Annotated in this window: 24 protein-coding genes and 2 pseudogenes; 12 read left to right on the top strand and 14 right to left on the bottom strand. The window is 50.4% G+C overall.

Annotated elements, in window-relative coordinates; translation table 11 throughout:
• Positions 1 to 13 precede the first annotated feature (13 nt).
• From clpP to EDM52_RS17175, 3 genes are read right to left on the bottom strand one after another with little or no spacing between them, the layout of a single operon-like run.
• Entirely contained in the window at positions 14 to 613 is a 600-nt protein-coding gene (gene clpP / locus EDM52_RS17185; protein WP_122910181.1) for an ATP-dependent Clp endopeptidase proteolytic subunit ClpP, read from the bottom strand.
• Between the two features lie 21 nt (positions 614 to 634).
• Positions 635 to 901: a hypothetical protein gene (locus EDM52_RS17180; RefSeq protein ID WP_122910180.1), complete on the bottom strand. Its 267-nt coding sequence runs from the start codon at positions 899 to 901 to the stop codon at positions 635 to 637.
• Positions 898 to 1,491 carry a winged helix-turn-helix domain-containing protein gene (locus EDM52_RS17175; protein ID WP_122910179.1) on the bottom strand — a complete coding sequence of 198 codons (594 nt, stop codon included), beginning with the start codon at positions 1,489 to 1,491 and terminating at the stop codon, positions 898 to 900. Before EDM52_RS17175 ends, EDM52_RS17180 begins: the two co-directional genes overlap by 4 nt.
• Before the next feature lie 213 nt (positions 1,492 to 1,704).
• Between EDM52_RS17175 and EDM52_RS17170 the strand changes: the two genes are divergently transcribed.
• Together EDM52_RS17170 and EDM52_RS25475 are read left to right on the top strand one after the other, a co-directional pair.
• On the top strand, positions 1,705 to 1,980 hold the full coding sequence (locus EDM52_RS17170; protein WP_122910268.1) for a hypothetical protein: 276 nt from the start codon (positions 1,705 to 1,707) through the stop codon (positions 1,978 to 1,980).
• A 36-nt stretch (positions 1,981 to 2,016) separates the two neighbouring features.
• On the top strand, positions 2,017 to 2,151 hold the full coding sequence (locus EDM52_RS25475; protein ID WP_276330125.1) for a hypothetical protein: 135 nt from the start codon (positions 2,017 to 2,019) through the stop codon (positions 2,149 to 2,151).
• A gap of 38 nt (positions 2,152 to 2,189) precedes the next feature.
• Here the strand turns inward: EDM52_RS25475 and EDM52_RS24970 are convergent, their stop codons facing one another.
• The 3 genes and pseudogenes from EDM52_RS24970 to EDM52_RS17160 all read right to left on the bottom strand — a co-directional run bounded on the left by EDM52_RS24970 (position 2,190) and on the right by EDM52_RS17160 (position 3,653).
• A complete protein-coding gene (locus EDM52_RS24970; RefSeq protein WP_221175557.1) occupies positions 2,190 to 2,570 on the bottom strand; it encodes a cupin domain-containing protein in 381 nt (126 codons plus the stop codon).
• 54 nt (positions 2,571 to 2,624) lie between these two features.
• Positions 2,625 to 2,987 (bottom strand): annotated as a pseudogene (locus tag EDM52_RS24965) (DUF2500 domain-containing protein); the annotation flags it as partial.
• Between the two features lie 78 nt (positions 2,988 to 3,065).
• Positions 3,066 to 3,653 carry an NAD(P)H-dependent oxidoreductase gene (locus tag EDM52_RS17160; protein ID WP_122910177.1) on the bottom strand — a complete coding sequence of 196 codons (588 nt, stop codon included), beginning with the start codon at positions 3,651 to 3,653 and terminating at the stop codon, positions 3,066 to 3,068.
• Positions 3,654 to 3,772: 119 nt separating this feature from the next.
• On the opposite strand from EDM52_RS17160, the gene EDM52_RS17155 reads away from it, so the two are divergent.
• Entirely contained in the window at positions 3,773 to 4,213 is a 441-nt protein-coding gene (locus tag EDM52_RS17155) for a MarR family winged helix-turn-helix transcriptional regulator (protein ID WP_122910176.1), read from the top strand.
• A 231-nt stretch (positions 4,214 to 4,444) separates the two neighbouring features.
• The gene (locus tag EDM52_RS17150) at positions 4,445 to 5,614 is read left to right on the top strand and encodes a cation:proton antiporter (protein ID WP_122910175.1); all 1,170 of its coding nucleotides are present in this window, start codon (positions 4,445 to 4,447) and stop codon (positions 5,612 to 5,614) included.
• A 24-nt stretch (positions 5,615 to 5,638) separates the two neighbouring features.
• On the opposite strand, the gene EDM52_RS24375 is transcribed toward EDM52_RS17150, so the two are convergent.
• The gene (locus tag EDM52_RS24375) at positions 5,639 to 5,800 is read right to left on the bottom strand and encodes a hypothetical protein (protein WP_183185163.1); all 162 of its coding nucleotides are present in this window, start codon (positions 5,798 to 5,800) and stop codon (positions 5,639 to 5,641) included.
• Between the two features lie 129 nt (positions 5,801 to 5,929).
• On the opposite strand from EDM52_RS24375, the gene EDM52_RS17145 reads away from it, so the two are divergent.
• The 3 genes from EDM52_RS17145 to EDM52_RS17135 are packed head-to-tail and all read left to right on the top strand — an operon-like array spanning position 5,930 to position 9,448.
• Positions 5,930 to 7,294 carry a VCBS repeat-containing protein gene (locus EDM52_RS17145; RefSeq protein ID WP_122910267.1) on the top strand — a complete coding sequence of 455 codons (1,365 nt, stop codon included), beginning with the start codon at positions 5,930 to 5,932 and terminating at the stop codon, positions 7,292 to 7,294.
• A gap of 50 nt (positions 7,295 to 7,344) precedes the next feature.
• Entirely contained in the window at positions 7,345 to 8,058 is a 714-nt protein-coding gene (locus tag EDM52_RS17140; RefSeq protein WP_122910174.1) for a response regulator transcription factor, read from the top strand.
• The gene (locus EDM52_RS17135) at positions 8,045 to 9,448 is read left to right on the top strand and encodes a HAMP domain-containing sensor histidine kinase (RefSeq protein ID WP_122910173.1); all 1,404 of its coding nucleotides are present in this window, start codon (positions 8,045 to 8,047) and stop codon (positions 9,446 to 9,448) included. Before EDM52_RS17140 ends, EDM52_RS17135 begins: the two co-directional genes overlap by 14 nt.
• Before the next feature lie 49 nt (positions 9,449 to 9,497).
• Here EDM52_RS17135 and EDM52_RS17130 read toward each other — a convergent pair whose 3' ends face one another.
• Positions 9,498 to 10,112: a nitroreductase family protein gene (locus tag EDM52_RS17130; protein WP_122910266.1), complete on the bottom strand. Its 615-nt coding sequence runs from the start codon at positions 10,110 to 10,112 to the stop codon at positions 9,498 to 9,500.
• Positions 10,113 to 10,233: 121 nt separating this feature from the next.
• Between EDM52_RS17130 and EDM52_RS17125 the strand changes: the two genes are divergently transcribed.
• The 3 genes from EDM52_RS17125 (at position 10,234) to cyoE (ending at position 12,809) form a co-directional block, all read left to right on the top strand.
• Positions 10,234 to 10,992 (top strand): SDR family NAD(P)-dependent oxidoreductase, encoded by a 759-nt coding sequence (locus tag EDM52_RS17125; RefSeq protein WP_122910172.1) that lies wholly within the window; start codon positions 10,234 to 10,236, stop codon positions 10,990 to 10,992.
• Positions 10,993 to 11,399: 407 nt separating this feature from the next.
• A complete protein-coding gene (locus EDM52_RS17120; protein WP_245997035.1) occupies positions 11,400 to 11,933 on the top strand; it encodes a TetR/AcrR family transcriptional regulator in 534 nt (177 codons plus the stop codon).
• Positions 11,934 to 11,951: 18 nt separating this feature from the next.
• A complete protein-coding gene (cyoE, locus tag EDM52_RS17115; RefSeq protein WP_122910170.1) occupies positions 11,952 to 12,809 on the top strand; it encodes a heme o synthase in 858 nt (285 codons plus the stop codon).
• A 71-nt stretch (positions 12,810 to 12,880) separates the two neighbouring features.
• Here the strand turns inward: cyoE and EDM52_RS17110 are convergent, their stop codons facing one another.
• The 5 genes from EDM52_RS17110 to EDM52_RS17090 form a co-directional block, all read right to left on the bottom strand.
• Positions 12,881 to 14,548: a b(o/a)3-type cytochrome-c oxidase subunit 1 gene (locus EDM52_RS17110; protein ID WP_122910169.1), complete on the bottom strand. Its 1,668-nt coding sequence runs from the start codon at positions 14,546 to 14,548 to the stop codon at positions 12,881 to 12,883.
• Between the two features lie 14 nt (positions 14,549 to 14,562).
• Positions 14,563 to 15,030 (bottom strand): cytochrome c oxidase subunit II, encoded by a 468-nt coding sequence (locus EDM52_RS17105; protein ID WP_122910168.1) that lies wholly within the window; start codon positions 15,028 to 15,030, stop codon positions 14,563 to 14,565.
• Between the two features lie 27 nt (positions 15,031 to 15,057).
• Positions 15,058 to 15,219 carry a cytochrome c oxidase subunit 2A gene (locus EDM52_RS17100; protein ID WP_122910167.1) on the bottom strand — a complete coding sequence of 54 codons (162 nt, stop codon included), beginning with the start codon at positions 15,217 to 15,219 and terminating at the stop codon, positions 15,058 to 15,060.
• 776 nt (positions 15,220 to 15,995) lie between these two features.
• Positions 15,996 to 16,652 carry a response regulator transcription factor gene (locus EDM52_RS17095; protein WP_122910166.1) on the bottom strand — a complete coding sequence of 219 codons (657 nt, stop codon included), beginning with the start codon at positions 16,650 to 16,652 and terminating at the stop codon, positions 15,996 to 15,998.
• Complete coding sequence (locus EDM52_RS17090; protein WP_122910165.1) at positions 16,627 to 17,718, bottom strand: sensor histidine kinase; 1,092 nt, start codon at positions 17,716 to 17,718, stop codon at positions 16,627 to 16,629. Before EDM52_RS17090 ends, EDM52_RS17095 begins: the two co-directional genes overlap by 26 nt.
• 171 nt (positions 17,719 to 17,889) lie before the next feature.
• Between EDM52_RS17090 and EDM52_RS17085 the strand changes: the two genes are divergently transcribed.
• Both EDM52_RS17085 and EDM52_RS17080 read left to right on the top strand, forming a co-directional pair.
• Positions 17,890 to 18,417, top strand: coding sequence for a GNAT family N-acetyltransferase (locus EDM52_RS17085; protein WP_122910164.1), 528 nt, complete (start codon positions 17,890 to 17,892; stop codon positions 18,415 to 18,417).
• 66 nt (positions 18,418 to 18,483) lie between these two features.
• Positions 18,484 to 19,272, top strand: coding sequence for an MFS transporter (locus EDM52_RS17080; RefSeq protein WP_122910163.1), 789 nt, complete (start codon positions 18,484 to 18,486; stop codon positions 19,270 to 19,272).
• Between the two features lie 76 nt (positions 19,273 to 19,348).
• On the opposite strand, the pseudogene EDM52_RS17075 reads toward EDM52_RS17080, so the two are convergent.
• Positions 19,349 to 19,567 (bottom strand): annotated as a pseudogene (locus EDM52_RS17075) (3-phosphoserine/phosphohydroxythreonine transaminase); the annotation flags it as partial.

Raw genomic sequence — 19,567 nt, 5'->3', positions numbered from 1 at the left:
CCCCTCGTCACGATTATCGTTTTTCGATGATCTTGTCAATCAAGCCGTATTCCAGCGCTTCTTCAGCCGAGAGGAAAAAGTCCCGATCGGAGTCGCGCTCAATCTGCTCGACACTCTTGCCCGTACGCTCAGCGATGATACGATACAACATCTGGCGCGTCTTCAGGATGCGTTCCGCAGCAATCTTCATGTCACTCGCCTGCCCCTGGCTTCCGCCCGAAGGCTGGTGCAGCATGACCTCTGCATTGGGCAAGGCAAAACGCTTCCCTGGCGCTCCTGCTACCAGCAGCATGGCGCCCATCGAAGCCGCAAAGCCCGTGCAAATCGTGGAGACATCAGGCCCAATGAAATTCATCGTATCGATAACGGCCATCCCTGCCGTGATAGAACCACCCGGAGAGTTGATATAGAGATGGATGTCCTTTTTCGGGTCCTCTGCTGCCAGGAATAACAGCTGCGCAACGACCGCATTGGCTACCTGATCATCGATGACGCTGCCCAGAAAAATAATCCTGTCCTTCAGCAAACGGGAGTAGATATCGTACGAACGCTCTCCATAGCTGGTTTGCTCTACTACCATAGGGATTAGATTCATGCGTAAATCCTCCTTCATATTCCTGTTTTGGAATACACGCTACGCGACCATGCGCATGTGCATAGCTTGCGGCGACGAAACCGAGGTGCTTTTTCTGGAAAAGCCTGAGGACACTTCTGTCACGACAGCAGGATGATTGGCAGAACCGACCTCCCGCCTGGTCACTGTCGCTTCCTGCTCAGCCTGAACGTTTCCATCCCTGGAATGAGGGAATAGAATCACATTGCTTTCCGCAGGCTGCTCTCCCCTTTTCTCCCATACAACGACTGGTCTCGACGCTCTCTGTGCTGTTGCCTCTGCCTTCATCCTTCTTCGCCTCCTTCTTTTGGATAGACAGCCAGTACGACCTGATACGTCTCCTGTCCTTCTGCGGCTGTCTGGTACTTTTCCACCAGCTGGTTCACCAGCTGTACGTACTCCTCGACGAAGGCACTGCGCTGCTCGGCACTAGCCAGCTGAATCCGGGTATCCAGCGTGGCACTCGGAATCTCCTCCTGCTGGTCCGATCGCTCCATTAACAGCAGGGCATCTCGCTTGATCCGCTCTGCGGTATGAACCAAATGCGACAGCGAGCCTTGGTCCTTCATCTGCTGCACGGTGTTTCCTGCCCAGTTCAGCCCTTCTGACAAAACGTACGTGCGCGCGATCGCGAGGTAAAGCACCTCCACCAGATTGCGCACCTGGCGGCTCCCTACCCTGCGCACCAAGCCTACTTTTTCCAGTGCCTTCAGGTGGTAATTGACTCTCTGCGGAATTTCATTGATCCCACGTGCTACCTCTGCCGCAGAAGCAGGCTCCATCAGTCGGCTTAAAATCTCTGCACGAAGCGGGTTCAACAAGGCCATCGCCTGCTCTGGCGATTCGACTACATAGGTTTCAAGCTGCTCTTGTGCCACCTTTTCACACCTCATGACATTAATCATTTACGTAAAAATAGTTTATTACGTAGATTTCCCTTTGTCAAATGCTGGATGAGCCCAATATGTACCTTTTATTTTTCGAGGCTTAATTGCCGAACTTGGGTCGATTGCAAATCCCCGTCTTATTTCCAATTGCCCGAATGGAGGAACAGGAGTAGAATGGAGTTTACCGAGGAGGTGAGAATCGTCATGGAAGAATTGTTATTCTTGCTTTCGTTGGACGATCTCTTCGCCTTGCTGGCCATGCTCGTGGGAGGAGTAGCGACTGCCTGCTATTTGCGTCGTTACGTCAATCCTCAAAAGCTGGCTATTCATTGGCACGCGAGAGATGCCTACCAACCGTCTATTCATCCGAACACGGTGGAGGCATATCCGATGAAAGCAGGGCAAATGCTGCGCTACCGGTTGTTCCGACGCATGCATACAGACGGCGAATCCGATACATACGTTCACCTTTTGGCTTGATCCGCGCACAGGAAAAACCAAAAGGAGGTCGATCCCATGATCGCCAAGTATATCGGAGAAGCTTTGATTTTTGTTGTCAGTCTGCCACTTTTCGCTTATCAGACGTTCGAAGGTCTGCACGCTTTGGCTGACGCGTTTGCACAAATGTCCGATTTCATGAATATGAAGTAATACAAAAAAAGCCCGACCGCTGATGGTCAGGCTTTTTCTTATTCTTCTTTGCGATCCCCCCGTGTAGGAGGGGTAGATATGACGAGAAATTCCACTTCGTCAAAACGCTCATTTTTCATCTGATGCCACACTCCCGGCGGGACCTCTGCGCCCTCCTGTTCTCGGAGCATCAGCCTCACGCCGTCCACTTCCAGCATCGCCTCGCCCGACAGGACGAAGAAAAACTGTCGCGCGCGCTCATGATAATGCCGTACTTCTTCCGTTTTTCCAGGCATCCGCTCATGGATCACACTCAGATTATTTCCCTTGGCCAGATGCCAGCCGTCACATGCCGCTCCCCAATTGTAATGCTCCGCGCTTTTCTTGCTGATTTTATTGGGACGAAAGAATTCATGCGTCTCGGGCGCCTGCTGCTGCACTGGCGTAGGCTGCTCCACTTTACGCGACGCAGTAGCACGTGGCTGAAAGCTTTTAAATCGGGTTCCTTGAAAAGTCAGCAGTCCGGTCTCGTCTTCTTTGCATGCGCCGTAAACGGAACCTTTTACACCCAGTTCAATTCGTTCCCCATTAGCCAGCTCGAAAGTAATATAGTACGAGGTATTCGCACTCGAATTATTGGAGCCTCCCCATACCTGGATTCGTTTGCCAATCACCGTCACCTCTTCCTCTCTGACAGGCGAAGCGTTATTGGACATCCAGGTACTCACGCCTTTGATGACAATAAAGGCAATGGTCCCAAAAATAATCAGGGGAATGATGACAAATAGGATATTGAAGATTGAAAAGCCATCGGAATAAAAAGGATCAAAAAACAACTGCCTCTCCTCCTGTAGCATGGGTTTCTCCATGTTTTCCATTTCCGCTTATCTTACCATATACGGATATAGCAGGAGTGTGGTTGCATACGAGGCACCTTATGCACGGACTGCCTGGAAGTAACGGCGCACTTTCTCCAGCTTTTCGACTTGCCCTCCCCTCGGACTTTCCATATTGCCGAATTCAAAGAATTTCACTTTGCGTATCCCTACGTATTGAAACAAGGCTTTCTTCATCAATGCCTTGTGTGCATTGTTCAACCAGAACAACGGATAATGTGTAGGTCCCTTCATCGTTGAAATGCACACAACCGATTTTCCGCGCAACAGCCCCTCGGGTAGCAGCCCGCCTTTTTCCCTGTATGCAAACTCCGAAGCAAAAAGCTGGTCGATATACCCCATGAGCATGGCTGGGGGACGGCCCCACCAGATGGGATACACAAATACCAGCTGGTCAGCCCAGAGGATTTGTTCCCGGTAGATTTCTAAATCAGGGTCCGCATGCATATCCCGTCTACGTTTTTGCTCATTGAAAACCAGGACCGGATTGAACCCTTCCTCGTACAGATCCAGCACTTTGATTTCTTCGATTTGCGGATTCTCTGTACTTCCTTGAATGACCTTTTGCAAAAAGGCATAGCTAAGACTCTGGTGATTTGGATGTGTGTAGATAATCAGCGTTTTCAATGCCCAGCCCCCTACTTATCATTTGATAAGTAAAAAATACCACCTCCATGAATTAGTTGTCAATTGATAATTGTTTGTTGATAATGATTTTGCTATCGTTACGATAGAGAGGTGATTTTGTGGACAAGGAACTGTTTTTTCAAAAGCTAGTCAGCTTTACTGCTGCTGTTCACCAAGTGACGCATGATTTAACCAAAGATGTGAAAACCGGCGATATCACCCCCGTGCAATATAAAATGCTGGAATACATCACCGTCAGTCAGCCCGTTACCTTGAGCGAAATCAGCGACTGTCTTCATATGTCCATGCCCAATACGAGCCGCGAGCTGAAAAAATTATGCGAGAAAAACCTGTGTGAAAAAATGACGGATGCCGAAGATCGGCGAAAGCAGGTCATCCGTCTTTCCGCCGATGGTGAGGTCTTGATGCAGCTGGCCTTTCAGCGCATTGCGACTCTATTTAACCAGCGGATACAGGAGACTACTCTAGAGGATTTGGCCGAGCTCGAGCGCGCTATAGATTTGCTTTCTAGCAAGCTTTTCTACGTCAATCCAAGATGAAAGCGCTTGAGGTTCCACTTTTCTCCCTTTTCCGACTTTTTATTTAATATTTATTTACTTTCAAAAAAACGCGTGCTAAGATAGAAAAGTGATCACAAAATGAATATTGTTTTCACTACTGGAGGAGCCTGTCAACACAGGGTTCTTTTTGTCCATTTTTAGTGATACAAAGGAACCTTATCCATACAGGTTCCTTTTTTTCTTATCCATTTTTCACGAAGGGGGATCCATATGCTTCTCATTTTTCAGTTGGCAATCATCTTGTTAGCATCCAAAATTGCCGGTGACCTAAGTGTCAGGCTAGGCCAACCATCTGTTTTGGGGAAACTTCTCGTTGGTATTATCTTGGGGCCATCCGTCCTGGGGCTCGTAACCAACTCGGAAATTTTGAAGGAAATCAGCAACATCGGGGTTATCCTGCTCATGTTCGTTGCAGGTTTGGAGACGGACGTCAAAGAATTCAAGCGATCTGCAAAAGCAGCTACGAATGTAGGGGTGTTCGGAATTCTCGCTCCCCTCGGTCTGGGGTATGTCGCAGGGATGAGCTTGGGCATGCATACTTTTGAATCCATCTTCCTGGGGCTGTTGCTGTCTGCCACGAGTGTCAGCATCTCTGTACAAACGCTTAAAGAGCTGAACCAGCTGAAATCCAAGGAAGGCTCCACGATCATGGGAGCTGCCGTCATTGACGATGTGCTAGTCATTCTTGGACTGGCGTTCCTGATGAGCTTTGCTGGTGGGGACGTAGACCTCGGCATGGTTGTACTGAAAAAAGTCATCTTCTTCGGAGCGATCATTTTGCTCTCCTGGAAGGTTGTCCCTTGGGTTCTCAAGCGCTTCACCGCCTTGCAAGTCACAGAAAGCACTTTTACAGGCGGCTTGATCATCTGTTTCCTTTTTGCCTACTTCGCAGAGTATACAGGTGTTGCTGCGATTATTGGTGCGTATATCGCAGGTATTGCGATCAGCTTGACCAAATTCCGGGACGAGGTTTCCCACAAAGCAGAGACGGTCAGCTATTCTCTGTTCGTTCCCGTATTCTTTACCTCCATCGGATTGAGCGCTGAGTTTTCGGGAATCTTAAGCAATCTCTGGCTCATCGTCCTGCTGAGTGTCATCGCGATCTTGACCAAACTTGTTGGTGGAGCCATTGGTGCGAGAATTTCCGGCTTCAAATGGAAAAATTCGATGGCAATCGGTGCAGCGATGATCTCGCGTGGTGAGGTGGCTCTGATTATCGCGGCGATTGGTCTGGAAAACAATCTGCTCCCAGCGGACTTGTTTGCCGTCCTGATCGTAGTGGTGCTGGTGACCACCATCGTCACTCCGCCGTTGATGAAATTCTTCTTCGGCAGACTCCAAAACGAGTCAGATGCAGTAGCTTTGAAAAAGAACGCGTAAATACGTACACAGAAAAGCTCTCCCTCATCGCTCTGACGAAGGGAGAGCTTTTTTCACTTGGTCATCGGAAGTAGGCATCGGGTCAGGCAAGAGGCTCCAGTCCGAAGCATATTCCTCATCGGTCAGCAGGCAATCGTTCAGCATTTTCTCAATCTGCACCTGATCGATTTCAATACCGATAGACAAAAGAAGAAATGCCGTATTCAATATTTCACTCGGCTCTACTTTCCCATTTTACCGATTTGCAACAACTTTTCCCTTCGTACGAGCTACAATAGATTCAAATGGATTCAGCCACAGAAAGGAACCAAACACATGAACAAGTCCTGGCTCTGCGCTGCCGCACTGATTGCCCTGTTTACCAGTGGCTGCGGACTAGTCGAGACCCCGAATGAACTGATGCGTGCCCCTTCATCCGATGGCGATCAAAAGACGATCAATCAGGCCATCATGCAGTATTTGCCTGCTGGCGCTCAATTGACCGTGCCCCTCAATCCCGATGAGTCCAGCGCGGTTTCCTTACGAGATCTGGATGCAGACGGAACGCCTGAAGCAATCGCCTTTTATAAAACCGATAAGAACGACTACGAGATCGGCGTCCTGATCCTGACACAAATTCAGGGGCATTGGGAAAAGCTCACCTCCTTTACCAGCATTGGCAACCGACTCGATTACGTCCAATTTGTCGATCTCACCGGTGACAACATACCCGAGATTTTGATCGGACTCGGCGGTGGAGACGACCTGAATCGCGAGCTATCTGTCTATACCCTGGATCAAGGAAGACTCCAGGAACAGATGAAGCAAGCCTATTCTGTCTTGGCTGTCGGTGATCTCGACGGAGATGATCAGCCCGAGCTAGCGTTGATTCTGCACGATCACAATCAATTCACCTCCGTCATGTCCTTGTACGGTGCACGGGACCAGCAGCTTGCCAAGCTGGCTGAGCAATCCCTGGAGGGCAACATCAACGGCTATGAACAAGCGCTGATCGGCAAAGCTTCCACCGATAAAAATGGACTTTTCATCGAGGCAGGACTCGGCGCTCATTCGGCATCCACCGAGCTGTGGCTTTGGGAAAACGGTAAGCTGCGCAATCCTTTTGCAAAAGCTAATGATGGAATGGATCTGACCTTCAAGCCGTATTCGTTGTTCAGTGAAGATATTAATCAGGACGGCATCATCGAGATTGGCATACATTCACAGCCTCCGGGAACAGATGAACTGCCGATGGCCTTTATTCCCTGGATCTCTTCCTACTATCAATGGGATGGACATAGCGGCCTGTCTCACGTGGTGGATCACTATCGCAATTACAGTCTCGGACTCGATTTCAAGATCCCAACCAAATGGGCCGGTAAGTTCAGCGTTTCAACAGAGCCCGAGATAGATCCACAAAAGGTACACTTCTACTATTACGAGGAAGACAGCAAGGAGAAAGTGCTTCTCTTGACGCTGCAGGCGGTCCCGCAGCAAGAATGGAGCAAAGCGGAGGAAAAACTGAAACAACAGCAGCAATCCTACGTCTTGGTAAAAGAGGCGGGCAAAATGGTCCACGTCGCGATCGTTCCAAACCAGATGCCAAAACTGAGCCCTTCCGTCCTGCAATTGGTTAACTCCATGCTGTTAACGCATGATGAAATACGCCAGCATTACCGTCCCTTGCACTATTCCATGTAATGACAGACAAGCAAAGCAAGAGCCAGTAAGGAAGATAAGGAGAAATACAAATGAAAGTTTTGCTGCTGGAAGATGAAAAATCAATTCGAGATTTTATCCGCATCAACTTGCGGCGTGAAAACTATGAAGTCGTGGAAGCCGCTACCGGAGAGGAAGCACTGGCGTTGGCGGAAGAGCAGCATGACATCGAAATCGCAATCCTCGACGTGATGCTGCCAGGCATAGATGGTTTTGAAGTGTGCAGTGAATTGCGCCAAAAGTATCCGCGGATTGGCATCATCATGCTGACCGCCAAAAGCCAGGAAGTAGACAAGGTCATGGGGCTGAACAACGGAGCAGACGACTACATGAGCAAGCCGTTCAGCCCTGCTGAGCTATTGGCCCGCGTCAATGCCCTGCACCGCCGTCTCTCCCCTGTGACACCCGTACAACAGGAAGAGACCAACAAGATCAATCTGCACCCCTTCACCCTCCTGCTGGATGAACGGAAGCTGATCAATCAGGGGCAAGAGATCGTCTTGACCCCAAAGGAATTTTCCATCATCAAATTGCTCGGCGAGAATGTCAACAAGGCGATCAGCCGCGACGAAATCCTGACTGCTGTATGGGGGCAGTTCTTTGTGGGTGATTTGAAGGTGGTTGATGTCAATATCCGCAGAATCCGGCAAAAAATCGAACAGGACCCGGCTCACCCCGCTTTCCTAGAAACCGTGTGGGGCTACGGGTACCTATGGCGAAAGGACACTGTCGATGCGGGGCATTAAAAGCAGGATGATCGTCCATTTCGGACTGATTCTGCTGCTGATCGTACTGCTTCTCGAAGGCCTGTTTTACTGGGCAGTGCACACCTACTACTTCGGGACAGCTACGGAAGCGTTGGTCACGAGGACGACGACCTTTACCACTTTTATTAACAAGTACACCTCTGGCTACAGTCTCAAGCAAAAAACCCGCTATATTCTGGAGAGTATTTCGGATGATGAGTATGCCAAGATTGAGGTGCTGGACGTCAATGGAAAGCTGCTGCTCAATTCCTACGGCTTTCAGACCGGTGAACGAATCAACACCCCGGATGTGACAGAAGCTCTGGTAGGCAAAACCGGTCTCTACGTAGGAAAAACACCGCAGACACGTGAACGGGTCATTGCCGTGTCCAACTCCCTGACGTACGGCGGTGAAATCGTTGGCGTGCTTCGCTACTCTATCTCGGCTGAACCGCTGTACAACGCCGTCAATCGCATTGCCCTCTACGGAGCAAGTGTCGGAGCTGTCGTCATTCTGTTGGCGATGTCCCTCAGCTGGATCATCGCCAAGCGCATCGTCGATCCGATCGAGGATTTGACCAAGGCCGCGATCCAAATGGCAAAAGGTGACTTCTCGGTGCAAGCAGCCAAGCAATTCGATGATGAGGTGGGAACGCTCGCAGATACGTTTAATTACATGGCAGCGGAGATTGGCAAAAACGAAAAGCTGAAAAACGACTTTATTTCGTCCGTCTCCCACGAATTGCGTACACCCTTGACCTCCATCAAAGGCTGGGGCGAGACGCTGATCTCCGGTGGCCTGAAGGATCATGAGGAGACCACACTAGGACTGGAGGTCATCTCCAAGGAGACAGACCGACTCATCGGCCTTGTAGAAGAGCTGCTTGACTTCTCCAAGTTGCAGTCTGGTGAAATGACGTTGTGCGAGGAAAAGCTCGACATGCGTGAGGTACTGGATGATTTGAACGTCCAATTCGCAATACCGGCGCAAGAAAAGCAAATCGAGCTGCGATTGGAGATGCCTGCCCTCCCCTTGACTGTCATGGGTGATTCCAATCGACTGAAGCAGGTATTCGTCAATCTGCTGGATAATGCCATCAAATTTACCCCTGTCAATGGCACCATCTCGGTGGTTGCGACCTCCTCTGACGGGCGGTTGATCACCACAGTCCAGGACACAGGCGAAGGGATTGACCCCGATGATCTGGGCCGAATTACAGGGAAGTTCTACAAAGGACGTTCCAAGCTGTCCGGCAGCGGCCTGGGTCTGGCGATCAGCAAGGACATCGTTCAGCTCCATAAAGGAAGTCTCACCATTCACAGCAAGCTTGGTCACGGAACGACTGTTACCGTCGATTTGCCGCTAGTCCAGACGATAGAAAAAGGGTAGGGAGTGTATTTGGCACCCCTACCCTTTTCGGCTATGATCAGCGATTCTATTAAAACTGGTTTTGAATCACCAGTTCGTCCAGTCCAAAGCGGGCACTCGGATAGGCTTCCACTCTTGCCTTCCCCAAAGAAATCATCAAGGTCGGCAGGTAACGCGGCGGAATGTTCAAGGCTTCGATCAGAGCATCCCGATTGTAGCCGCCCATTGGGCAAGTATCATAGCCCTTGGCTTTAGCAGCGAGCATCAGCTGCATCGCGGCATAGGAAGAATTTCGTATCGCCTCGTCACGTGCAAATTGCGGGTTTGTCTTGTACGCCCCTTCGATCTGACCAATCATGATGTCGCGGACGCGTTCATCCATATACCCGTTCGTCACTGCAGCTTCATAGATCGGACGGGCTGACTTGTCTGCCTCCAGATCTCCCAGTATGATAATGGTGGCCGAAGCGTCTACAACCTGCTGTTGTCCATTGGCAATAGGCAACAGCTTTTCCTTCACTGCCTGGTCTGTCACGACGAGAAAACGCCAGTGCTGCAGATTCCAGGATGAAGGAGCTTTTGCAGCCAGTCGGAGGATATCATCCAGTTCTTCTTGTGGAATGACCACACTGGAATCGTATTTTCGCACACTATGGCGCGCTTCGATGACTTGTTCTGCTGTCATTTGATCGATTTGTAGCAAAAATGCCAACCTCCTCTCGATGTGTTCCCTATTGTATTATAGTTACATTTTGTTCGCAACTAACTTTTTTAATGTTAATTGCATTTGATTTGGAGGGATTCTTATGAATAACTTTGCTCAGCACGTAGTGGTTGTCACCGGAAGCGGTCAAGGTATCGGACGCGCAATCGCGATGATGTATGCCCAAAACGGCGCTCATGTCGTCATCGCCGAACGAGATGCTGCATCAGGCGAAGCTACAGCTCAAGCCATCAACGAGCAGAGCCTTGCTGGAGGAAGCGCCTTTTTCCACCCTGTCGATGTCAGTCAGCCGCATGAAATCGAGCAGCTGATGCAGATGGTGGATGAACGTTGGGGCCGTTTGGATGTACTGGTCAATAACGCGGGCATCAGTACCTGGGAGTCCCCTTACGATCTCACCGTCGAAGCATGGGACTACATCCTGAATACAAATCTGCGAGGTGTCTTCCTCGGGTCACGGGAGGCAGCCAAAATCATGCGGAAGAACGGTGGCGGTGCCATCATCAACCTCTCCTCTACCCGAGCACACATGTCAGAGCCTCACTCAGAAGCGTACGCAGCATCCAAGGGCGGAATTCTTGCCTTGACCCATGCCTTGGCTGTCTCTTTCGCCCCAGACCGCATCAGTGTCAATGCTCTTTCACCTGGCTGGATCGAGACAGGCGACTACGCTAGCCTGCGAACCGAAGATCATGACCAGCATCCGGCAGGCCGCGTCGGCAAACCGGACGATATCGCCCGCGCCTGCCTGTTTTTGACACGTAAGGAGAATGATTTTATCACCGGTGCGGAGCTTGTTATCGACGGCGGAATGACCCGTAAAATGATTTACCTGCCTTAATCAGCCAAACCAATCCCATCCTCCATGAATATCCTGTGATAACACAGAAAGGAGGAGTTTCATGCCATTTGAAGCGGAAGACCTCAGAGTGATCGCGCTCTGGCTGCTCGCAATCGGGTATTTGATATTAGCCTTCGTCGCTTGGTCTGAACTGTCGTACTAAGCAAGCACATCCGTATCCGTATGTCCCTGAGGGCGAGATGTCTTCAGGGACTTTTTATCTCATTATTCCCCACACCTCAGCAAACGATTGTATGTTACGCTATTATTGTGCTTCATTGACCAGTATGGTATTTTAAATTAGACCGAACGTTCTGTTTAAAAAGAGGAAGTGAGCGTCTATCCGTACAAAAGGTTCACGCGGCAATGACAAGATTAAAAAACGAATTGCTCTAATTGCCAAAGATTTGTTTTCACAGAAGGGGTATCTGGGAACCTCGATTGAAGAGATCGTGGAAGCAGCCGAGAGCAGCAAGGGCAATTTGTATTACCACTTCAAAAGCAAGGAAGGTCTTTTTCTTCATTTGCTGGTGGAGCAGGTGGACGAATGGCTGGTGCAATGGTCTGTCAAGGAAAATCACTATCGTACCGCAACCGAGAAATTATACGGTCTGGCCGAACACGTCGCTGATGATTTGCGAAACCCGCTCATGAAAGCAGCTGACGAATTCCGGTCCAGCGTAGCAGCAGACCCAGCTGTAGCCGAGCAAATCAAGATTGCTGTACGCAGGCAGCGTGAGATTTTCCACTCGGTCATCCAGGAGGCTCTCGAAGAAGAGGAAATTGGCGGCTACGACAGGGAACAGCTGGCCATGATTCTGTACGCACTCATAGCAGGTTTAGGTACCGTTCGCCATGAACGAAGGCTGGAAGAAATCACCTCGCTGCACCATACAGCTATTTCCATTTTTTTACACGGGACAGCTAATGCGAAATCATGACCTATCAGGAGGTTTGTTGTGCTGAAAGATCTAGTGGCGCTTACGAAGCCACGTATCATTCGATTGAATTTGATTGCAGCATTCGGCGGATACTGGGTCGCCTCACAGTGGAATTTTGACCTGTGGACCCTGCTGTGGATGCTCCTCGGCTCCACGTTGACGATGGCTTCGGCTTGTGTGTTCAATAACTACCTGGATCGGGATTTCGACACCAAGATGGAGCGTACCCGCGATCGCGCCTTGCCACAGGGACGGATGAAGCCCCAAGGCGTACTCCTCTATGCGATCATCCTCGGTGTCGCCGGGATCAGTATCCTGTTTGGCTTGGTCAATGCATTGGTCGGATGGCTCGGACTTCTCGCAATTTTTGTCTATGATGTCATCTATACGCTCTGGCTGAAACGCCATTCAACCTGGAGCACCTCTATTGGTGGTATATCCGGTGCCCTGCCTCCGGTCATTGGCTATTGTGCCGTCACCGGTGAGCTGGATGCGGGCGCGTGGATTTTGTTCGCTCTGCTGTTCTTGTGGCAGCCTGCCCATTTCTGGTCCCTCGCCATCCGCCGTGTCGAAGAGTATCGGGCGGCTGGGTTTCCGCTGCTACCGGTCGTAAAAGGAATCACTCGCACGAAAAAGCAGATGATTCCCTATATTTTGCTGCTTTTTCCTGCTTCCATCCTGATGTACACCTATGACTATGTCGGCATCTATTTCCTCGTCATCTCGATCGTGCTGGCCTTGGTGTGGCTCGTCCACACGCTATACGGCTTCAGTGCGAAGGAAGAGGAAAAGTGGGCGAAAACGAATTTTTTCATCTCCATCAATTATTTGATGATCGTGTTTGTGACGATGATGATCGATACAGTAAGCGCATAATTCAGTCGCCTAGCCAAAAGAAGGAGCTATCCCCCAATGGGACAGCCCCTTCTTTTTTACTTGCAGCCCTCCTACCAGGTACGGAACGGCGGAGAACCCGGTGCTTGGTGCTGAATTTGCTCCATGATCGGATAACCGTATGCCAGCACGATCAGTACCACGAGAACGCCTACCCAGACGGTCCAACGCTCCAAAATGCGCGGTACAGGCTGAGCTTCCTCCGTCTCGGCAATCGGATATTCCGTATGCCCTTTTGGCGCCATAAAGGTGAGATAGAGCAGAATCAGGATCAACAGGACCGCGGCTACGAAGAGCAGACCACCGCCAAACGCCATCACGCGTTGGTAATCCATCCAGCCCAAGGCTAATGGGTGATCCATGTAAGTCGTGTAATCCGTACGGCGAGGTCCGCCTTCCAGCCCCATGGTGTGCATGGCAGCCGACATGATGAACATCCCTACCGACCAGAAGACCGTTTGCACCATCCCCATCCGGTTGGCAGTCGGAGTCAGCGTGCGACCGGTCAATACCGGAACGAGCCAGAAGCTGACACCGAAGAAAGTGAGAGCGACAGCCGCTCCGACCGTGATGTGGAAGTGACCGGTTACCCAGATCGTATTGTGGACAACCGCGTTTAGCTGGTTACTTGCATTGATGATTCCCCCTGCTCCGCCAGGGATAAAGAAAAGCATCCCCATAAACGGTGCGAAGAAGCGCACATCGGTCCAAGGCAGTTTTTTGAACCATCCGAAGAGACCAACTCCGCCTTTTTTGCGTCCTGTTGTCTCAAAGATCGCAAACATGGAGAAGGCAGTCATCAAGGAAGGAACCACCACAATCAGGGTCAGGATGACGTGAATCATTTTCCACCCTTCGGAAATACCCGGCTCCATCAATTGGTGGTGAAATCCGACCGGGATAGAGAAGAGCAAGAGACAGATGAAAGCAAGCCGACTCAGCGAGTCACTGAACACATGGCCGCCGATCACGCGCGGTACGCAGACATACCAGGCAATGTAAGCTGGCAGCAACCAGAAGTAGACCAATGGGTGTCCGAAGAACCAGAACAAGGTGCGGCTTAGCATGATATTGATTGTAGGCGTCCAGCCGAGCGACCAGGGAATCAATTGGAACAATACCTCAATCGCTACGGGAATCGTTGCGACGATCCACAGGATGTACGTAGTAACAGACATGTACAAGAACAGCGGAGAGTTTTGTCCTTTGTTCAAGCGTCTCCATTTGCGGTAGCGGGAGAAAATCCCGAAGCCTGCCAGCCAACTGCCGACGACAACCAGAGCCGTTCCGATATAAAAGACCGGTGAAGCCTTGAGCGGTGCATAAAACGTATACAGGACAGAGGCTTCATTCAGGATAATCATGACGCCCGCCATCAAGGTACCGATGACCATCAGAATCCAGCCTGACCATCCCCAGCCAAGTGCTGAGCCGTGCAAAGTCCCGCCTGTCGTTTTGGCTACCCCTGAGTAGAGGAACCCGATGATGAAGAAGGTTGTAAAAATAAGTGCCATTAATACGCCGTGCGCAGTCAAAATTTGATAGTAGTTCATCCAGCTCGGCAGCTCCATGATTCCTCCACGCACCATGCCCTGCAGCATACCTGCTAGTGCTGCGACACCGAATGCGATATACGCCACCCAAACATACGCCAGACTGAGTCGGGCAGCAGGACGATCAACGGCTGCCTCCTGGATTTGACCCTTTTGCAAGATATTCATCTCGATCACCTACCTTATTTCACAATAATCGTAGTCGCCATCACCTGATGACCGGCTCCGCAGTATTCATTGCAAAGAATCAGAAATTCACCAGGTTCGTCAAATGTATAGGTCGCTGAACTGATATGTCCTGGCAAAACCATGAAGTTCACGTTGGTCCCTGGTATCTGGAAGCCGTGGATGACGTCCGGACTGGTCACATGAAAATTGACCTTTGCACCAAGCGGCACCTCCATCTTATTGGGAGCAAACCCGAAAGCGAAGGCAGTCATGTAGGCGTCATACTCCTGATCGCCCACCTTTGTCAGACCAGGGTTGTCAAACGGTGGTGTTTCCGTCACCTTGGTCGGATCGATCATGGTCATATTGCTGGGCGGTGCCATTCCCATCGCAAAAGCATTGATACATAATAGCAGGATGAACAGCGCTAGTCCGCCAGCACCCAAAATCAACCAAATTTTTTCATAACGGTGTAAATGCATGATCCCTAACCTCCCTTACGTCCTCTCTTACGCCCGATCCAGGAAAAGTCCGAAGATGCCGAACCAGCTAACGAGAATAATGAGTCCCACGATTATTACGGCAGCAAACGTCCCTTTTAGATTCTCCTGATGCGGCTTGGTTTGAGGTGCCTTTTTCACATCACGCTGGGTGTTTGGTTGTGTCTCCATCACGCTTACGCTCCTTTCTTCCGTCCGATCATCAGAGGCGTTGTTCTTTACGCCTTCATTCTACCTGCGGAGCATGGAGGAAGTAATTCAGGGAAATCCCCTATAATGGTCGGGAAACCTCCTGATATTCCCTAAATTTTGTCACATTATGGACATAAGAGAAGGACGGGCTGTTTCGATGCAAAGGAATCAGTCGTGCTTTGGTGGAGGAGAGAAAAAAGAAGAAAACGCTCCAAGTTCTTGGGACTCCTGCTGGGGGTCATCCCTGCCCAGCTCCATCAAAAAAGGGAAACCCAAAGACTTTCGCTATTTTCTTCTTTTTTCTCTCACCAGCTTAATGGCTTGATCTAAGTTAATACCTTGCTGGCACTCGCTTCGTAGCAGGTTTTAAATAATCAAAAACGGGGCTAAAACAAAGCTGTCCACAGGAAACAGGAGAAATACGCGAAGATCCTTGGGCTACCTACCGATACGGAGTGAAAAAAAAGAAACACGCCTTTAAGCATCCACCCCTGAGAGACTCCTCGGAGACGGCTGCTTTGGACGCGGTTTCGTTTTTTTCATGGAGTCGGGCAGTGAGTCTCCCCTGCTGGTAGCCCAAGAAGCTGGAGCGTTTTCTCCTGTTTCCTGCCCGCCACTGCGGTTGGAGGGATATGCCCTTTTTCCATCATTAAAAAACATGGCATTTTCGGCTATCCCAAAAACTTTAAAATTCCTATCGTAAAAAAACGACCCGCAAAGGTCGCTTTCACAAAGGATTTGATCCCATTCTTTCCTTATTCAAAATCCAGCCAGCCTTTTTTGATCGCATAGCGAACCAGGTCTGGACGTGTGCGCAGGTGCAGCTTTTCCATGATATGCGCTTTGTGAGACTCGACTGTCTTGACCGACACGACCAGTTGCTCGGCAATCTCCTTGTTGCTGAAGCCTTTTGCAATCAAGACGAGCACTTCCTTCTCGCGGTCGGTCAGGATTTCGTACTTTGCCTGTTCCTCACCGTTCTTCACCATGTGCAGAAATTCCTCGATCAGCGATTTCGTTGCCGAAGGGTAGAGATACGCCATTCCCGAATGGACAGTGCGGATCGCATGGATCAAATCCAGATCAGGAGCGCTTTTTAAAATGTATCCTGCCGCTCCTGCTTGCAGCACACGGAACAAATACTCCTCATCATCATGCATGGTCAGCACCAGCACCTGGATTTGCGGCGCGTTTTCCTTCAGTCTGGCTGTAGCAGTCAGTCCGTTCTCCCCTGGCGGCATGCTCAAATCCATGAGCACAACATCTGGACGCAGCTCCATCGCCTTTTCACAGGCTTCCTTCCCGTCTGCTGCGAATCCGACTACCTGCATCCCTTCCTGGGCATCAATCAACATCCCCAGACCTGACCGTACAATGGCATGGTCGTCAGCTACCAATACGCGAATGGTCATCTTCCGTTCCCTCCTTTGGCACTGGAATTCGGATAATTACAGTCGTGCCGTCATCCGGTGCAGAGCGAATATCGAAGGTTCCGCCCAAGAGCTGGGCACGCTCTCTCATGCCGAACAGCCCGAGCCCTTTTCCTGCATTCAAGGCTTGCTCCACATCAAAGCCGACCCCGTCATCTACAACCGTCACGACGACTTCCTTTTCCCTGTTTTCAAAGACGATCCCCAGCTGACTGGCTTTGCCATACTTGGCTGTATTGGTCATCGCTTCCTGCACGATGCGGTACAAGGCTGTTTCCATCGCAGCCGAATACCGACGTTTCTCCCCTTGTACATGCATTTCCACCTGGATGTGAAAGCTTTTTTCCACCCGCTTCATCAGCGAGCGAAGCGCTGGCAAAAGACCCAGATCATCCAGCGCAGAAGGCCGCAGCTCCAAGGCCATGCGCTTCACTTCCTCCATCGCCTTGGACGTCATTTGCAGGAGGTCGTTCACATGCTGCTTGATCGGATCCGTCAAATTGTCCTGCCCAATCACATTCAACCCGACCAGAATGCTGTAAAGCGCCTGTCCCACTCCGTCATGCAGCTCACGGGCAATCCGCTTGCGCTCCTCTTCCTGAGCCTGGATCGCAAAATGGGTCAGCTTGTACTGATTCCGCTCCTTTTCGGTCCGTTGCTGGACAGACAGATCGCGGATAATCATGACGATTTTATTTTTGGACTCCTCTGGAAGCCTTGCCGAGCTGGCGGTTACCGGGTATTCTCGTCCATCTTTGGTTCGCAGGCGCATCTCAAAAGACGGCATCTGCACCTGTTTGAAAAAACAATCGGCACACGTCGAATCTTCCATACAAGTCGCCATGCCCAGACATAGTTCGCAAATGTGTTTTTTTCCTATCAACTCTTCGGTGGTCCAGCCAGTCATTCGCTCCAGTGCAGCATTCGCCCGCACAATGACGCCTGCCTCATCTACCACCAGGATCGCATCACTTACGTTGGCAAAGATAGACTCCATCAAAGAGACTGCTTCACTTGCCTGGCCCGGTTCTTCCCACAACGTACTCATGCGCTCCTCCCTTTCCTAGAAACATTCTATCGCTATTGTAGAGTGAACAGGCGGGAATGTGTATCGGGGAATTCCCTTAACTGTAGAAAACGCAGTAGGACGCTTGACACTTCCCTTATTTTGATTAATATCTAATTAGATAAATATTTAATTTCATAAGGAGGTTCCTTCATGCCTACCCCATTTCCATCCGCGAGCAATCGCCTTTATTTTGTACCTGTCACGCCTGACGATTTTTCAGAGCTTCTGGGTCTTTACAATTCCAATCCCGACTACATGGAATACGCCTTTGGAAACCGTACTGTCACCCTGGAGACCGTCGAACAGGATCACAAAGACAATCTCGCTTTTCCGGATTCCTACAGCGTCATGCTGAGAGAGCAATGCAGCGACGCCCTCGTCGGCATCAGTCAATTTATTCTGCGCAATCCCCGTGACGAGCAGGCCTGGCTCGGATTGATCATGCTTGATCATCACTATCAAGGGAAGGGATACGCCCGTGAATTTCTCGACATCCTGATTGACTGGTATGCGGAGAACGGTTATTCCTCCCTGCATCTGGCAGTGTTGGAAAAGAACCAAGTCGTTATTCCTATTTATGAAAAGCTTGGCTTTTCGGTGTATGAGGAGCGGGTGACACCGAAGCTGGGGCGTGTCATCTGCATGAAATACGAGATTGGCACAGGAGGTGAAATCTAGACACCAAGGGCATCTGGCTCCATATAACTGGTAACAAGGCCTATTCGCTGAGGAGTGAACGGTTTCATGGTGAACAAGGAAATCTCTTGGCTGGTAACAGGAGCCTCCACTTTATTTATTGTGGGGACAGATGTCTTTATCGTTTCTCCGATACTTCCGTCTCTCAGTTTTTTTCTCGCATGGGTCAATCTCGTCATATGGCCCAAACAAAAACGTTCCGCCCCGATCGCTATCCGCATAGCCCCAGCGCCTACAAGCCTGATGCTGCGTTCTGTGCTGGTCACCGTTTTCTGGGCGACGGCAATGTATGCCGTCTATACCTATCTGGGGACTGCCCTGACAGAGGACAGCCAGCTTACTTCCTCACAGCTCGCCTCTTCCCTGATCGCTTACGGACTGGGTGCGATGCTCGGCAGTCTGAACGGCGGACGCATGGCGGACAGATGGGGAGCAAAGAACGTCTCGTCTGCCAGTCTGTTGGGGTTGGTAGTGCTTCTTGGTGCTGTTGGGCTCTTGTATCAATATGCGGGTTGGCTCTATCTGCTTCTATTTGCTTGGGATTTTGGCGGCTATGCTTTTGTGCCAGCCTATCAATCGCGCCTTTCTGTAGAATACCCGCACCATCTGGGTTTGATCATGGCCTGGAACATAACAGGCATGTATATCGGCATGACGCTGGGTGCTTATCTGGGCGGTCCCATCTATCAGGTCGCCGGCTTTTCCAAGCTTGCCTACCTGAGTGCCGCTGTCGCCCTCGTTGCCAGTCTGTGCAGCTTGCGTCCTGCACCATTAGAAAACTTGGCTACGCCAAGCTTTTGGCGGAGCCTTAGTTGCACTTATACTATCTTCCGCTAATCTCTTTAACGCTTTAGCGCACTTAAACTTTCCGATAGTACAAAAAAAGACCCTACAAGAGGGTCTCTTTCGAATATCAGCTATTTGCTTGTTGAAACGAAACCATAAACTGGCTCAATGCCTTGCATGCTTCATACGGAACCGCGTTGTAAGCAGAAGCACGGCATCCACCTACAGAACGGTGGCCATTCAAGCCTACAAAGCCTTCTTTCTTGGCTTCGGCGAGGAATTTTTTCTCCAATTCCTCATCCTTGACTCGGAAGGTCAGATTCATCAAGGAACGGCTGTTCACATC

Source organism: Brevibacillus invocatus (genome assembly GCF_003710915.1).
GTDB classification, from domain to species: Bacteria; Bacillota; Bacilli; order Brevibacillales; family Brevibacillaceae; genus Brevibacillus; species Brevibacillus invocatus.
Note: the sequence above shows the minus strand (reverse complement) of the source record. Positions and strands in the feature narration are given on the sequence as shown.

Coding starts and splice junctions, on each gene's coding strand:
- clpP (WP_122910181.1), bottom strand. CDS start 613: ATGAAGGAGGATTTACGCATGAATCTAATCCCTATGGTAGTAGAGCAA.
- EDM52_RS17180 (WP_122910180.1), bottom strand. CDS start 901: ATGAAGGCAGAGGCAACAGCACAGAGAGCGTCGAGACCAGTCGTTGTA.
- EDM52_RS17170 (WP_122910268.1), top strand. CDS start 1,705: ATGGAAGAATTGTTATTCTTGCTTTCGTTGGACGATCTCTTCGCCTTG.
- EDM52_RS25475 (WP_276330125.1), top strand. CDS start 2,017: ATGATCGCCAAGTATATCGGAGAAGCTTTGATTTTTGTTGTCAGTCTG.
- EDM52_RS17150 (WP_122910175.1), top strand. CDS start 4,445: ATGCTTCTCATTTTTCAGTTGGCAATCATCTTGTTAGCATCCAAAATT.
- EDM52_RS17145 (WP_122910267.1), top strand. CDS start 5,930: ATGAACAAGTCCTGGCTCTGCGCTGCCGCACTGATTGCCCTGTTTACC.
- EDM52_RS17140 (WP_122910174.1), top strand. CDS start 7,345: ATGAAAGTTTTGCTGCTGGAAGATGAAAAATCAATTCGAGATTTTATC.
- EDM52_RS17135 (WP_122910173.1), top strand. CDS start 8,045: ATGCGGGGCATTAAAAGCAGGATGATCGTCCATTTCGGACTGATTCTG.
- EDM52_RS17130 (WP_122910266.1), bottom strand. CDS start 10,112: ATGACAGCAGAACAAGTCATCGAAGCGCGCCATAGTGTGCGAAAATAC.
- EDM52_RS17125 (WP_122910172.1), top strand. CDS start 10,234: ATGAATAACTTTGCTCAGCACGTAGTGGTTGTCACCGGAAGCGGTCAA.
- EDM52_RS17110 (WP_122910169.1), bottom strand. CDS start 14,548: ATGAATATCTTGCAAAAGGGTCAAATCCAGGAGGCAGCCGTTGATCGT.
- EDM52_RS17105 (WP_122910168.1), bottom strand. CDS start 15,030: ATGCATTTACACCGTTATGAAAAAATTTGGTTGATTTTGGGTGCTGGC.
- EDM52_RS17100 (WP_122910167.1), bottom strand. CDS start 15,219: ATGGAGACACAACCAAACACCCAGCGTGATGTGAAAAAGGCACCTCAA.
- EDM52_RS17095 (WP_122910166.1), bottom strand. CDS start 16,652: ATGACCATTCGCGTATTGGTAGCTGACGACCATGCCATTGTACGGTCA.
- EDM52_RS17090 (WP_122910165.1), bottom strand. CDS start 17,718: ATGAGTACGTTGTGGGAAGAACCGGGCCAGGCAAGTGAAGCAGTCTCT.
- EDM52_RS17085 (WP_122910164.1), top strand. CDS start 17,890: ATGCCTACCCCATTTCCATCCGCGAGCAATCGCCTTTATTTTGTACCT.
- EDM52_RS17080 (WP_122910163.1), top strand. CDS start 18,484: ATGGTGAACAAGGAAATCTCTTGGCTGGTAACAGGAGCCTCCACTTTA.